The sequence below is a fragment of the Candidatus Dormiibacterota bacterium genome, assembly GCA_035635555.1.
GTDB lineage: Bacteria > Acidobacteriota > Polarisedimenticolia > Gp22-AA2 > Gp22-AA2 > Gp22-AA3.
Genome location: DASQAT010000004.1, coordinates 20,875 through 35,503 on the forward strand (window position 1 = coordinate 20,875; position 14,629 = coordinate 35,503).

Here is a 14,629-nt window from a genome sequence, read left to right on the forward strand (position 1 = left end):
GACGGCCTCGGCAACGGCGGCGCCCGCCCCCGGGCCCGAGATCGAAATGCGCGGGGCGAAGATCCTGATCGAGAGCCTGCTGCGCGAAGGCGTGAGCACGATCTTCGGCTACCCGGGCGGGGCGATCCTGCACGTCTACGACGAGCTGGCGCACGCGCGCGACCGGCTGAGCCACGTGCTGGTGCGCCACGAGCAGGGGGCCGTGCACGCCGCCGAGGGGTATGCCCGCTCGACCGGGAAGGTCGGCGTCGTCATGGTCACCTCCGGTCCCGGGGCGACCAACTGCGTGACCGGCCTGACGAACGCGCTGATGGACTCGACGCCGATCGTCTGCATCACGGGGCAGGTGGCGACCCACCTGATCGGCAACGACGCATTCCAGGAGGCGGACGTGGTCGGCATCACGCGCCCGTGCACCAAGTACAACTACCTGGTGAAGGACGTGCGCGATCTGGCGCGCGTGGTGAAGGAGGCGTTCCACATCGCGCGCAGCGGGCGGCCGGGGCCGGTCGTCATCGATCTGCCGAAGGACGTCACTGCGGCGCGGACGAAGTTCGCGTACCCCGACAGGGTCGATCTCCCGTCGTACCGGCCGGCCGGCGACGGCGACATCGCCCGGGTCCGCGAGGCGGTCGCGCTGATGGTGAAGGCCGAGCGGCCGATCCTCTACGTCGGGGGGGGCGTGGTCAACGCCGACGCCGCCGACGAGCTCCGTCTCCTGGCGGAGGCGCTCAACCTGCCGGTCACGCCGACCCTGATGGGGCTCGGCGGGTTCCCGGGCGGCCACCCGCTCTGCCTCGGCATGCTCGGCATGCACGGCACCTACGCCGCCAACATGGGCGTCTCCAACGCCGACCTGCTCATCGCCATCGGGAGTCGTTTCGATGATCGCGTCACCGGCCGCCTCAAGGATTTTGCGCCAGGGGCGAAGGTGATCCACGTCGACGTCGATCCGTCCTCCATCAACAAGAACCGCGTCGTCGAAGTCGGCATCGTCGGCGACGCGCGCCGGGTGCTGCGGCAGATGCTCGACGTGCTGGCGCGCGAGGTGCGTCTCGAGGGGCCGCCGCCCCGCGCGGAGTGGTGGCCGCAATTGCGCGAGTGGTCCGCCGCCCACCCGTACCGCTACAAGAAACGCCGCGGTGTGATCATGCCGCAGGCGGTCATCGAGGAGCTCAGCCGGCTCACCGACGGAGAGGCAATCGTGGCTTCCGACGTCGGCCAGCACCAGATGTGGGTGGCCCAATACTACGGCTTCAAGAGGTCCCGTCAGTGGCTGAACTCGGGAGGCCTGGGGACGATGGGCTACGGATTCCCGGCGGCCATCGGGGCGGCCAAGGCGCACCCCGGAAGGACGGTGATCTGCGTCACCGGCGACGGCTCCTTCCAGATGTGCATCCAGGAGATGGCGACCGCCATCCAGGAGAAGGTCGACGTCAAGGTGGTCATCATCAACAACAACTACCTCGGGATGGTGCGCCAGTGGCAGGAGCTGTTCTACTCCCGCACCTACAGCGAGGTCGGGCTGGAATGGCTGCCGGACTTCGTGAAGCTGGCGGAGGCCTATCACGCGAAGGGTCTCAGGGCCACGAGGCCGGAGGAGATGCGTCAGGTCCTGGAGACGGGGCTCGGGATGCCGGGTCTGGTCGTGATGGACATGATCGTGTCGCAGGAGGAGGGGGTCTACCCGATGGTGCCGGCCGGCGCGTCCCTGCAGGAGATGGTCCTGGAGCCCGCGGAAGACGGCTCGGAGGAACCGGAGCCGAGGGACCTGGCATGAACGGCGACGGAACGCGCCATATCCTGTCGATCCTGGTCGAGAACCGCTTCGGCGAGCTCTGCCGTGTCGTCGGCCTGTTCTCGGGGCGCGGCTACAACATCGACTCGCTGTGCGTGGCGCCGACGTCCGACCCCGCGTACTCGCGGATCATCCTGACGACGAACGGCAACGACGTGATCATGGAGCAGATCCTCAAGCAGATCGGAAAGCTCGTCCGGGTGCTCGAGGTCATCGATCTGAACGAGGTGAACCACGTCGAGCGCGAGATGGCGCTCCTGATCGTGAGCACGCGCACGCCGTCCGAGCGCCAGGAAGTGCTGAATCTCGCGGGAGTGTTCCGCGCCAAGGTGATCGACATCTCGACCGACGCCATCACCATCGAGACCACCGGCAGCCAGGACAAGGTCGACGCGCTCCTGGGGCTCCTGCAGCCGCTCGGCATCAGGGACATCGTGCGGACGGGGCCGGTGGCGATCCCGCGGATCAGCGCCGCGCGGGAGTCGGAGGTGGACCGGGGAGAGGCGGCCGACGTGCCCGAGGCGGAGAGCGCAGTCTAATCAGAGGAGTCGACGTGGCGGAAGGAAAGCTGAACATCTTCTACGAGAAGGACGCGGAGCCCGGGCGCCTGAGGGGGAAGAGGATCGCCGTCCTGGGATACGGCAGCCAGGGGCACGCGCACGCCCTCAACCTGAAGGAAGGCGGTCACACCGTCGCCGTCGGCCTGAAGCCGGGCAGCGCCTCGCGCGCCAAGGCCGAGGGGGCGGGTCTCTCCGTGATGGACACCGCCGAGGCGGCGCTCTGGGGCGACATCGTCATGATGCTCGTCCCGGACGAGCTGGCTCCGGAGACGTACGAGAAGGAGGTCGCGCAGGGGCTGCGCGCCGGCAAGCACTTCGCCGTCGCCCACGGCTTTTCGATCCACTTCAGGAAGATCGTCCCGCCGAAGGACGTGAACGTCTTCATGGTGGCGCCGAAAGCGCCCGGGCATCTCGTGCGGCACGAGTTCACCAAGGGGGCCGGGGTGCCGATGCTCATGGCGGCGCACCAGGATCCCTCCGGGGACACGCGGGCGGTGGCCCTGGCCTACGCCTGCGCCATCGGCGGCGGCCGGGCCGGCGTCATCGAGACGACCTTCAAGGACGAGACCGAGACCGATCTGTTCGGCGAGCAGGCGGTCCTGTGCGGCGGGCTGTCGGCTCTGATCACCGCCGGCTTCGAGACGCTGGTCGAGGCGGGTTACCCGCCGGAGATGGCCTACTTCGAGTGCCTGCACGAGATGAAGCTGATCGTCGACCTGATCTACGAGGGCGGCATCACGAACATGCGCTACTCGGTGAGCAACACCGCGGAGTACGGCGACCTGACGCGCGGACCGCGCATCGTGACCGACGAGACACGCAGGGTGATGCGCGAGCTCCTCGCCGGCGTCCAGTCGGGGGCATTCGCCGACGAGTGGATGGCGGAGCACAAGGCCGGCAAGCCGAACTTCAAGCGGCTCGAGGCGGCCGGCAGGGAGCACCTCATCGAGAGGGTGGGGGAGAGGCTGCGCGGCATGATGCCCTGGCTGGGGAAGAACCGTCTGGTCGACAGGAGCAGGAACTGATGGGCGACGAGGCGTCGGTGCTCGAGAAAGCGGAGGGTCTTCTCCCGGGGCGGCTGCACGCCGGCCGCGAGGCGCACGCTCCGTGGGTGTGGGTGAACGGCGATTTCGTGCGCACGGAGGAGCTCCGGCTCCACTATTTCAGCCACGCCCTGCACTACGGCAGCGGCGTGTTCGAGGGAATCCGCTGCTACGAAACGTCCGCCGGGCCCGCCGTCTTCCGCCTGCGCGATCACATGGAGCGCCTGCTGGCCTCGGCGCGGGTGTACGGCCTGAACCTCGCGCACACGGCGGCCGATCTGGGCGCGGCGGCCCTGGAGACCGTGCGCCGCAACGGCGCGACCAACGCCTACATCCGGCCGCTGGTGTACTTCGGCGAGGGGCCGATCCATCTGACGCCGAGCAGCCGCTGCCCGACCGAGGTGTTCATCGCCCTCCGCTCGCTGGGGACGTACCTGGGCGAGGAGGGGCAGGTGCTCGGGGTGAAGGTGATCCTGTCGTCCTGGAGGAAGTTCGATCGCTCCATGCTGCCGCCCACGGTCAAGGGGTGCGGCCATTACACGAACTCGATCCTGGCGGCGCAGGAGGCCGCCGCGAAGGGCGCCGCCGAGGCGATCCTCCTGAACGCCGACGGCAGCGTGGCGGAGGCGACGGGAGAGAACGTGTTCTTCGTCAAGAACGGATTGCTCACGACCAACGGCGACGCCTCGAACATCCTGCCGGGGATCACGCGCGACACGGTCCTCAGGCTGGCCACCGACCTGGACATGCCCGCCGTCGTCCGGCCGTTCCGGCCGGAGGATCTCCTGGGGGCCGACGAGGTCTTCCTCACCGGCACCGCCGCCGAGGTGACGCCGGTCGCGGCGATCGACGGCCGGCCCGTTCCCTGCTCGGGGGAGGGGGTCACCGCGCGGCTGCAGAAGGCCTACTTCGACACCGTGCGCGGGCTCGGCGCCCGATCCGCGCAGTGGCTCTCCCATGCCTGAGATCCTGAAGCCGATCCCGGCCGCAGTGCCGGAGTACGACGACGGCGGGGGGGATGCCCCGGCCCGGGGAGAGGTCGAGATCTACGACACCACTCTGCGGGACGGCGCGCAGTCGGAGGAGATCTCCTACTCGGTCGACGACAAGCTGAAGATCCTGCGCGCCCTCGACCGCCTGGGGGTGCGCTTCGTGGAGGGCGGCTGGCCGGGCGCCAATCCCAAGGACCTGGAGTTCTTCGAGAGAGCGGGGCGCGAGGTGCTCGCGAACACGCGGCTGTGCGCCTTCGGATCCACGCGCCGTGCGCGCGGCCGGGTCGGAGAGGACGCCGGGCTGCGGACGGTCCTGTCGGCCGGGACGGCCTGGGTCACGATCTTCGGAAAGTCGTGGGACCACCACGTGCGCGAGGCCCTGCGCACGACGCTCGAGGAGAACCTGGCGATGATCTCCGACAGCGTGCTCTTCCTGAAGGAGGCCGGGCGGCGGGTCATCTACGACGCCGAGCACTTCTTCGACGGCTACCGGGCCAACCCGGAATACGCCCTGCTCACCCTCCTGGCGGCCGCCGAGTCCGGCGCCGATCGGATCGTCCTGTGCGACACCAACGGCGGGGCGCTTCCGGACCAGGTGCGCGCCGCGTTCATCGTGGCGCGCTCGCGGCTGGGGTCGAAGCCGCTCGGGATCCACGCGCACAACGACGGTGAGCTGGCGGTGTCCAACAGCCTCGCGGCCGTCGCGGCCGGCGCCGCGCACGTGCAGGGTACGATCAACGGCTACGGGGAGCGCTGCGGCAACGCCAACCTCTGCTCGGTGATCCCGAACCTCGAGCTGAAGCTGGGGCTGCGCTGCCTGCCGGCCGGGTCGCTCCCTCGCCTGACCGCGACTTCGCGCTGCGTCGGGGAGGTGGCGAACCGCACTCCGAACGGTCACCAGCCGTTCGTCGGGCGCAGCGCCTTCGCGCACAAGGCCGGCATCCACGTCAGCGCCATCGAGAGGACGAGCCGCGCGTACGAGCACATCGATCCGGCGCGGGTCGGCAACGAGACGCGCGTCCTGGTCTCCGACCAGATGGGGGCGAGCAACGTCCTCAACCGGGCGCGCGCACTCGGGATCGATCTCTCCGGCCATCCTGAGACCATGCGTCTCCTTGTCGAGCGCGTCAAGGAGCTGGAGTACACGGGCTACCAGTTCGAGAACGCCGAAGGGTCGTTCACCCTGCTCGTCCTGGAGGCGCTGGAGAGGCGGCCGCGCTTCTTCACCCTGGTGGACTACCGGGTGCTCCTGACGGCCGCGGGCTCCCCCGAGGCGACGGTGCGCGTGCGCGTGGGCGACGGGGAGAACCACGCCGTCAGCCTGGGCGTCGGACCGGCGCACGCCCTCGACCTGGCGCTCCGCCACGCCCTCGCCGGCGCCTTCCCGGAGATCGGGGAGCTGAAGCTCGTCGACTTCAAGGTGCGCATCCTGGACGGCCACGACGGGACCGCCGCCCGCACCCGCGTGCACATCGAGATGGGAGACGCGGAGAGGACCTGGAGCACGACCGGAGTCGACCCGGACATCATCGCGGCGACGATCCACGCTCTCGTCGAGGGGTACGAGTACGGTCTGCTGCTGCGGCGCACGGCCGGCGTCCTGTCCACAGGCGCCCCGAGCGTCGCCGCCTCAGGCAACGTCACGCTGCAGCCGCGCGGTGAAGGCCGGCTGCCGATCGTCATTCTCAACGAGATCGATCCGGGTCGTTCGGAGATCGGAGCCTGACGGCCATGGAACCTCGGACCCCGAGACGACGTTCACTATCACGCCGACCGGCATCTCCTCTGCGCCAGCGGTCAGTACGGCGAACGCTCGAAGGCTGATCCCTCTCCCCGCAGTTCCCCCGCAGGACTGACGCGCCCGGTCGGCGCCTCCTTGCCTTCCGACCGGCCGGTCGGGTCGGAGCGCGGGGTCTTGACGACGACGGGCCGGCGGTCGTATGTGGGGAAGATGGGACATCGCCCGCGGGCCTTCCTGTGGGCCTCGATCGCCCTGGTCGTGGCGGTCCTGGCCGGCGGGGCCATGCCCCGCGGCAGGCGCTCGCCTGTCGATGCCCCGGGTCTCATCGGATATCTGTACGTGAACGAGGGGACCGCCGACCGGAACGACCCGGAGGCGGACAACGTCGTCGCGGGGTTCGCCGCCTTCGCCGACGGGGCGCTGGCTCTGCTTCCCTCATCCCCCTGGTCCACAGGAGGGAAAGGGACATCGGGACCGGTGTTCCTGGCGGCCCCGCGCATCGGCATCGGTCCGGACGCCCGGCATCTGTTCGTGGCCAACTGGGGGAGCCACAGCCTCGCCGTCTTCGACATCACCGACGACGGCTCGCTGCGGGCCATCGAGGGCTCGCCGTTCGACAGCAGGGGCCTGCATCCGGAAGGGCTCGCGCTGTCACCCGACGGCCGCTTCCTGTTCGTGGGGCACTCGGGCGATCATTCGATCGTGTCGTTCGTCCTCGACGGGGGCGGGCGCCCGGAGCCCGCCTCCACGTTCGCGATCGATACGGAGCCGGACGGACTGGCGACGACACCCGACGGGCGGTTCCTCCTGGCGAGCCTGCCGTCCCTGGGACGGATCGCGGTGCTGCGGGTCGCCGCGGACGGCGGCCTGTCGCACGTCCCCGGCTCTCCGTTCGACGCCGACGCCGGCGCCGCGGACGGCATCGTCCTGGGCCGCGGCGGGGCCCTGGCCTATGTCGCCGATGCCAGGTCGTTCCGTACCGAGCTCAGTCTCTACTCGCTCGATCCGCGCGGGGTCCTGCGCTCCGTTCCGGGCTCCCCCTTCGGCAGGCCGGGTCCCGCGGCGAACATCCTTCACCTCATCCCCGGCGGCGCCGTCCTCGCCGCCGCGCTGCCGGACATCGACCGCGTCGCCGGCTTCGCCATCGGCGCCGACGGGCGACCGTCGCCCGCGCCGGGCTCACCGTTCAGGGGCGGTCCGCTCGGCACGGCGCCGACCGGAATGGCGACCGATCCGCTCGGTCGCTACCTGTACGTCGCCGACGCCACGAGCGACGCGATCTCCGTGCTGCGCCCGGATTCCCAGGGCCGTCTGCTGCTGGCGGCGGACGGCGTGCGCACCGGAGTTCACGGCCTGCCGCTCTCCGGTCTGGCGTTCGCGGCCGCGGGGGACGAGGACGGTGACGGGATCGAGGCGGTGATCGACAACTGCCGGGCGATCGCCAACGCCTCGCAGTCGGACGCCGACGGCGACGGCCGGGGCGACGCCTGCGACGATTGTCCGCTGGTCCAGGACGCCGCGCAGCGCGACGCCGACGGCGACGGCGCGGGGGACGCGTGCGACGACGATCGGGACGGCGACACGATTCCGGACGCGAGCGACGTGTGCCCGGACCGGGCGGACCCCGATCAGGCCGACACCGATCGGGACGGCGTCGGCGACGCCTGCGACAATTGTCCCTCGTCGCCCAACCCCGGCCAGGAGGACGCGGACGCCGATCTCGAGGGAGATGTCTGCGCCCGCCCGTTCACCCGGATCGGCTGGCTGTACGTCCTGACCAACGCCGCGGACAACTCGCTGGCCGCCTGGGAGGTCGACACGCTCGGGCGCCTGCGCCGGCTGCCCGGTTCCCCCTTTCCCACGGGTGGCCGGGGGCCGCTGGCCTCGACCCTGTTCGCGCCCCAGCGCCTCGCCGTGCTGCGCGGCGCGCCGTCCATCCTGTTCGCCTCCAACGAGGGGAGCCACGACCTGAGCGCCTTCCGCATCCAGCCGGACGGCCGGCCCGAGCTCGTCCCCGGCTTCCCGCGCGCGACCGGCGGCCTCTTTCCGGCGGCCCTGGCGATCCACCCGGGCGGTCCCTACCTCGCCGCGGCGAATCTCTCCCAGATCAGCCTGTTCCTCGTGAAGCGCTCGACCGTCGACCTGACTCCCGTGCCCGGTTCGCCCATCCCCGTGACCGGCTCCGTGGGGGGACTGGCCTTCCCGGCGGACGGCAGGATCCTCGAGGTCGCGCTCACCGACCTGGGTTCGGCGCGGGCGATCCGGTTCAAGGCGCCGTTCCCCGTGGTGAACGGCTCCGCCGCCGGCATCAGCGGCGCTTCGACCGCGGGCCTCGCGTTCAACGCCGCGGGGACTCGCGTCTACATCGGAGGGGCCACCGCGGGCCCGTCCATCGCCGGGGGGTTCAGCATCGATTTGAACGGCAGGGCGACAGCGCTCCCTCGCTCGCCGCAGGGGGGCGGGGGGATCAACTCCAACGTCGTCCTGGTCTCGCCCCGCGACCGTTTCCTGTACGTCTCGAACCAGGGAAGCGACACGATTGCCGGGTTCCGGCTGGAGGCCTCCGGAGCCATGGCGCCGCTGCCGGCGACACCCTTCGCCAACGCCCCCTTCGGGGCCGTTCCCGTCGGCCTGGCGACCGACACGCTCGGCCGCCTCCTGTTCGCGGCCGACGCGGGGGACGACGCCGTCACCGTGCTGAGGATCGAGAAGGACGGGTCCCTCCTGCCCGTCGGGAGGGCCGAGAAGACCGGCGCCATCGGCGGCCGGCCGCTCGGCGGGATCGCGTTCGTGCCGTCGGGGGACGAGGACGGAGACGGCGTCGATTCGCTGGTCGACAACTGCCCGGCGGCGGCCAATCCGGGACAGTCGGACGCGGACCTCGACGGCGCGGGGGACGCCTGCGACGACTGTCCGGGGCTCCGGAACCCCGGTCAGGAGGACTCGGACGGCGACGGTGTCGGCGACGCCTGCGATCCCGATCCCGACGGCGATGGTCTCCTCGCGCCCGAGGACAGCTGTCCGCTCGATGCCGACCCGCAGGACGTCGACCGTGACGCCGACGGCACCGGCGACCTGTGCGATCCATGTCCTGACGATCCGAAGAACGACGAGGATCAGGACGGGAGCTGCGCGGGGGTCGATAACTGTCCGGCGAAACCGAACCCGCGTCAGGAGGACGCGGACGGTGACGGGCGCGGCGACGCCTGCGACAATTGCCTGACGATCTACAACCCGGATCAGGCGGACATCGACCGCGATGACGAAGGGGACGCCTGCGAGAAAGGGTTCCAGCAGGAGTCGTACCTGTACGTGAACGGCATGTCCCCCTTGAACAGGATCGCCGGATTCGAGACCAAGACGACCGGCACGCTCATGCCCGTTCCGGGCTCTCCCTTCCTCACGCTGGGATCGGGGCGCCAGGACAATCCCGCTCCGTCGGGGGCTCCGGGCCTGGCCATCGACGGTCGCGGCACGCGGTTGTTCGCCCTCAATCCGCTCTCCCGCTCGGTCTCGGTGCTCGAGCTGTCCGGCTCCGGAACGCTCGAGCTCGGGATCGGATCCCCCTACGTGGTGCCGCTCACCAATCCGCTCGGTATCGCGACCGACCGGGCCGGACGCACGCTTTACGTCAGCGGCCTGGCGCTTGCGGAGGCCGGGGAGAGTCCGCAGGGGGCCCTCGCCGTGATGGGCGTGTCGCGCTCGGGACGCCTCACGGCCATGACCGGGGTGGTGCTCCCGATGACGGGGGAGCCGGACGGCCTGGCCCTTTCACCCGACGGCTCTCTCCTCGCAGTCGCCGTCCCCGATGCCGGCGAGGTCGCCCTGTTCGAGGTGCGCGAGCCGGGGGTTCTGGATCCGCTGCCAGGCTGGCCTGCCGCCGTTCCCGGGATCGATCGCCCGGGGCCGCTGGCGTTTCAGCGGCGCGCGGCGGTGCCGGGAGCGGCCCCCCTCGAGAGGCCGTGGCTCCTGGCCGTCGGTCAGGCGCCCCCCTGGCCGGCCGCGATCTCCGTCGTGACCGCGGACGCGGACGGGCCGGTGCCGGTCACGTTCTTCGACCTTGGGGTCCCAGGAGGGACGCTCGACATCGCGCCCGACCAGGAGAAGGATCGCCTGTTCGTGTCGCTCCCCGGCGCGAACGCCGTGGGAGCCGTGGACGGCGCGTTCGCCGGCCCCGCGCGGTACGCCCCCGGTTCCCCTTTCCCGCTGCCCCAGACCGCGGCGATTCCGTCCGGCCTGGCCCTCGGTCCGCGGGGACAAAGACTGCACGTCGTGGCGCGCGGATCGAACACCGTCACGACCCTGGGTGTCGACGAGGACGGCCGGATCCATCCCCCCGTCGTCCCTCCGATGGCGACCCTGATTCAGGCGGCGAACCCTTCGGCGGGGGTCGCCCTGCTGCCGGCCCTCGATCTGGACGGGGACGGGATTCCGCCACCGCTCGACGATTGTCCGGGAGTAGCGGACCCCGCCCAGGAGGACTCGGACGACGACGGGGCCGGTGACGCCTGCCAGCCGACCGTGTCGCTCGGGAGCGTCGTTCCGGCGCTCGCAAGCCCGGCGGGAGATCTCCGCACCCTTCCGGTCCTGGCGGCCGGGGCGCGGATTTCCGATCCCGACGCCCAGACGCTGCGGGGCCGCGCGATCGTGTGGGTGAGAGAGGCGACGACCGTCACCCTGAAGGACGCCGCCACCTCCGGGATCTTGAGCGATTCCATCGACTGCGGCGCCGGCCTCGAATTGGAGGGCCGGCCGGGCGAAGGGCTGGCGTTCCTGGATGACTCGGCGGGGACGCCGATCCTCGTGGACGAAGACTCGACTCTGGCCTGCGACGACCGACTGCAGGACTACGAGATCGCGGCCGGCGCGTGCGACGCCGAGGGGGCGCCGTTCGGTCCGAGTCTGTCGCTGCAGGGGATGGCGCTTCCGGCGCCCGTCTGCGCGCGTGCCGTCGCGGACCCGGCGCGGCGCTTCCATCTGCGTCTCGAGACGATCGCCCCCGGCGGCGCCACCCTCACGGCCGAACGGATGGCGGCCACGATCAAGGTCGCCTACGTCGGTTCGAAACTGCCGGGTTCCGTCCCGCTGGACGCCTTGCCGCCGCTCGCGGGGGAGGAGTCGAGGCCCATGGTCCTGACCCTGTCGGCGACGGACGGCGACACGCCGGAGGTCTTCGGCCGTGCGGATTTCGCATGGCGCGGAGAGCAGTCCCTGGTGTTCGGGCATGCGCCGCTCGCCTCCCGCCCCCCGGACGCGCTCGTCGAATGCGCGTCGCCCGCGGGTGCGGAGGTCGTCCTCGACGGCGCCGGCTCGTCCGATCCCGACGGCGATGCGCTCGAGCACCTGTTCATCCTGGAGGATGACGAGTCTTCCCCCTCGGTCCTCGCCGCGGGGGAGAGGACGACCGTCACGCTCCCTCGCGGTCGCCACTCGATCGCGCACCGCGTGCGCGACCCGGCCGGTCTGGTGTCGAGCGCCCTGTTCGGCGTGAACGTGGTCGACACCACGCCGCCCATCGCGACAGCGGTGCCCCGGCCGGCGCTCCTGTGGCCGCCGGACCACAGCCTGGTCCCGGTGCACGTGGACCTCGTCGCCTCGGACGCCTGCTCGGCGCTCGTCGACGTGCGCCTCCTGGGGGTGCGCAGAAGCGAGCCCGACGATGCGCCGGGGAGCGGCGACGGCAGGACCACCGGGGACGTCGCCGGAGTCGAACCGGGCGACGACCGCGACGTCCTGCTGCGCGCCGAGAGGTCGAGCACGGGCGCGGGGCGCACCTACACGCTGACGTACCGTCTCACCGACGCGGCGGGGAACACACGGACGCTGGAGGTCCCGGTCGTTGTTCCGCGGACCCTGGCGAAGTAGAGGATCGCGCCGGCGGGCTGCGCCGCGCGTCTATAATCGGCTGAGCCCACGAGGTGACTCATGACGAAGGTCCCCGGCTGGTACAAGGATCAGAAGAAGAAATACCCCGAGGTGTTTCGGTCGTATGAATCCCTGGGAGACGCCTGCCGCAAGGCCGGCCCGATCGACGACAAGACGGCGGCCCTGGTCAAGCTGGCGATCGCCGTCGGCACGCGCCACGAGGGGGCGGTGCATTCCCATACACGGCGCTCCATCGAGGCGGGTGCTTCGATCGACGAGTGCCGGCACGTCGTCCTGCTGTCCCTGACGACGATCGGCTTCCCGGCGATGATGGCGGCGCTCTCGTGGGTCGAGGACGTGGCGAAGGACGCGTCGTAGCGTCCCCTTCAACGTTTCTTCAGCCACTCGTCGAGCCAGCCGATCACCGTGTCGTGCCACAGAATGCTGTTCTTCGCCTTCAGCACCCAGTGGTTCTCGTCGGGAAAGTAGAGCAGCTTCGAAGGGATCCCCCGGCGCTGCAGGGCGGTGAAGACGGAGAACCCTTCGGTCTCGGGCAGCCGGAAGTCTCTGGCGCCGTGCACGACCAGCGTCGGCGTCTTCCAGCTGGAGACGTAGAGGGCGGGAGACCATGTCTCGTGCGTCGTTCCCGTCTCCCACGGCAGGCCGCCCTGCTCCCACTCCGGGAACCACAGCTCCTCCGTCGTGTAGTAGGAGGTGCGGGTATCGAACTCGCCGTCGTGGGTGACCAGGCACTTGAAGCGATCGGTGTGGCCGGCGATCCAGTTGATCATGTAGCCGCCGTACGAAGCGCCCAGCGCCCCCATCCGTGAGGCGTCGAGGAACGGGTAGGTCGCCAGGGCGTAGTCCAGCCCTTTCATCAGATCGTCATAGGGCGCGCCGCCCCAGTTCTTCCTGATGGCGTCGGTGAACGCCTGACCGAACCCGGTGCTGCCGTGGAAATTGATCGTGATCACGGCGTAGCCCGCCCCGGCGTAGGCCTGCGGGTTCCAGCGGTAATGGAAATGGTCCTCCCAGGATCCCTGCGGTCCGCCGTGCACGAGGAACGCCAGGGGGTACTTGCGCCCCTCCTGGAAGCCGACCGGTTTGAACAGCCATCCGTGCACCTTCTCATCCAGGGCCCCCTTGAACCAGAACTCCTCCGGCCGGCTCATCTGCGCAGCCTGCAGCCGCGCCGCGTTCACGCGGGTCAACGCCCGCGCGTCGGTGCCGTCGGAATGGCACGTGACGATCTCGGCGGGAGAGGTGAGGGAGTCCTGCGCGTAGACCAGCCGGCCGCGCGAGGTCACGGCCAGATCGGAGTTGTAGTGATCTCCCACCACGACGCTGGCCTTGCCGCCTGCCGGATCGACGCCGAAGATCTTCCTGCGCGCCGTCTCCTCGGCGAGGACGAACAGCCGCTTTCCGTCCGCCGACCAGGCGACCGAGTCGGCCGAGCGGTCCCAGGCCTCGGTGAGGACGCGCCCCTTCCCCGCGGCCAGATCGTAGAGAGCGACGCGCTGGCGGTCCGCCTCGTACATCGGCCGGGACATCGCCAGGTACGCCAGGGTCCTGCCGTCGGGAGAGAAGGCCGGCTGCGTGTCGGCCGCTTCGTTGGCGCAAGTCAGGCAGCGGTAGCCTCCGCCGTCGACCGCCGCGAGATAGATGTTGGTGTCGGTGGACCAGGCCGGGTTCTTCGCCATCTTGGAGGTGAACGCGATCGACTTGCCGTCGGGAGACCAGGCGAACTCCTCCGTCCCGCCGAACGGCTTCGTCGGACTGTCCGCATCGGCCCCCTTCATGACATCGACCGGCTCCCCGCCCCGGATCCGCCCGACGAAGATGTGATTGCGCTTCCCCTCGTCCCAGGCGTCCCAGTGCCGGAACATCAGACGCGTGTAGACGCGCGCCTTGACCGGGTCGTCGCTCTTCCCCTTGTCGCGTCCGGCCGTGCACGCCAGGTTCGGGCAGTCCGGGTACACCTCGGCCGAGAACGCCAGCCGCGACCCGTCCGGGGACCACTCCACGTTGTCGACGTCCACCGGCAGGTCCGTCGCCTGCCGCGCCTCCCCGCCGGACGGATCGATGGTCCAGATCTGCGAGGAGCCGCCGCGATCGGAGACGAAGGCGATCGTCCTGCCGTCCGGCGACCAGCGCGGCGAGGTGTCGGCCGCATGGGCGCTGGTCAGCCGCCGCGGCTCGCCGCCGTCGATCGCCACGATGAAGAGATTCGTGTAGTTCTTGTTCGCCTCCGCGTCGTAGACCCGGCGCGTGAACACGACCTGGCTCCCGTCGGGGGAGGGCTGCGGACCCGCCAGCCGCTCCATCGCGATCATGTCGTGGACCGAGAACGGATGTGCCGCCTCCTCGGCGCGGCTCACCGCGGGGACGGCGGCGCAGGCGAGGAGGAGCAGGACCAGGGAGCGGACGGGTGAAGCAGCGGGGGATCTCATCGCGGGCCTCCAGCAGATGTGTCGATCGTCGCCTCGGGGCGGCGCTGTTCTATCTCCGGCCGCGCGGCCTGTCAAGCGCACGCGGGTCCCATCTCCATAGCACCGCCGTTTGACACCCCGAGGAAGCGGCCGTTAGAATCCATCCCAGGCAGTCCGTCTCGCTCTCGGGCACCAGCGTGA

At 70.5% G+C, this 14,629-nt stretch carries 8 protein-coding genes; 7 read left to right on the plus strand and 1 reads right to left on the minus strand.

What is annotated here, in order from left to right; translation table 11 throughout:
* The first annotated feature begins 40 nt into the window (after positions 1-40).
* The 7 genes from ilvB (at position 41) to VEW47_01410 (ending at position 12,377) form a co-directional block, all read left to right on the plus strand.
* Positions 41-1,780: a biosynthetic-type acetolactate synthase large subunit gene (ilvB, locus tag VEW47_01380; GenBank protein HYS03818.1), complete on the plus strand. Its 1,740-nt coding sequence runs from the start codon at positions 41-43 to the stop codon at positions 1,778-1,780.
* Entirely contained in the window at positions 1,777-2,337 is a 561-nt protein-coding gene (ilvN, locus tag VEW47_01385) for an acetolactate synthase small subunit (GenBank protein ID HYS03819.1), read from the plus strand. The genes ilvB and ilvN overlap by 4 nt, the downstream gene beginning before the upstream one ends.
* A 29-nt stretch (positions 2,338-2,366) precedes the next feature.
* Positions 2,367-3,383: a ketol-acid reductoisomerase gene (gene ilvC / locus VEW47_01390; GenBank protein ID HYS03820.1), complete on the plus strand. Its 1,017-nt coding sequence runs from the start codon at positions 2,367-2,369 to the stop codon at positions 3,381-3,383.
* Positions 3,383-4,366 carry a branched-chain amino acid transaminase gene (locus VEW47_01395; GenBank protein HYS03821.1) on the plus strand — a complete coding sequence of 328 codons (984 nt, stop codon included), beginning with the start codon at positions 3,383-3,385 and terminating at the stop codon, positions 4,364-4,366. Before ilvC ends, VEW47_01395 begins: the two co-directional genes overlap by 1 nt.
* Positions 4,359-6,119 (plus strand): citramalate synthase, encoded by a 1,761-nt coding sequence (cimA, locus tag VEW47_01400; GenBank protein HYS03822.1) that lies wholly within the window; start codon positions 4,359-4,361, stop codon positions 6,117-6,119. Before VEW47_01395 ends, cimA begins: the two co-directional genes overlap by 8 nt.
* A 189-nt stretch (positions 6,120-6,308) precedes the next feature.
* Positions 6,309-11,999 (plus strand): thrombospondin type 3 repeat-containing protein, encoded by a 5,691-nt coding sequence (locus VEW47_01405; GenBank protein ID HYS03823.1) that lies wholly within the window; start codon positions 6,309-6,311, stop codon positions 11,997-11,999.
* Between the two features lie 60 nt (positions 12,000-12,059).
* A complete protein-coding gene (locus tag VEW47_01410) occupies positions 12,060-12,377 on the plus strand; it encodes a carboxymuconolactone decarboxylase family protein (GenBank protein ID HYS03824.1) in 318 nt (105 codons plus the stop codon).
* 8 nt (positions 12,378-12,385) lie between these two features.
* Here VEW47_01410 and VEW47_01415 read toward each other — a convergent pair whose 3' ends face one another.
* Entirely contained in the window at positions 12,386-14,449 is a 2,064-nt protein-coding gene (locus tag VEW47_01415) for a S9 family peptidase (protein ID HYS03825.1), read from the minus strand.
* Between the last annotated feature and the right edge of the window lie 180 nt (positions 14,450-14,629).

Excerpts from the sequence above, each read along its gene's own strand:
- VEW47_01415 (HYS03825.1), bottom strand. The coding sequence starts at position 14,449 with ATGAGATCCCCCGCTGCTTCACCCGTCCGCTCCCTGGTCCTGCTCCTC.
- VEW47_01395 (HYS03821.1), top strand. The coding sequence starts at position 3,383 with ATGGGCGACGAGGCGTCGGTGCTCGAGAAAGCGGAGGGTCTTCTCCCG.
- cimA (HYS03822.1), top strand. The coding sequence starts at position 4,359 with ATGCCTGAGATCCTGAAGCCGATCCCGGCCGCAGTGCCGGAGTACGAC.
- VEW47_01410 (HYS03824.1), top strand. The coding sequence starts at position 12,060 with ATGACGAAGGTCCCCGGCTGGTACAAGGATCAGAAGAAGAAATACCCC.
- ilvN (HYS03819.1), top strand. The coding sequence starts at position 1,777 with ATGAACGGCGACGGAACGCGCCATATCCTGTCGATCCTGGTCGAGAAC.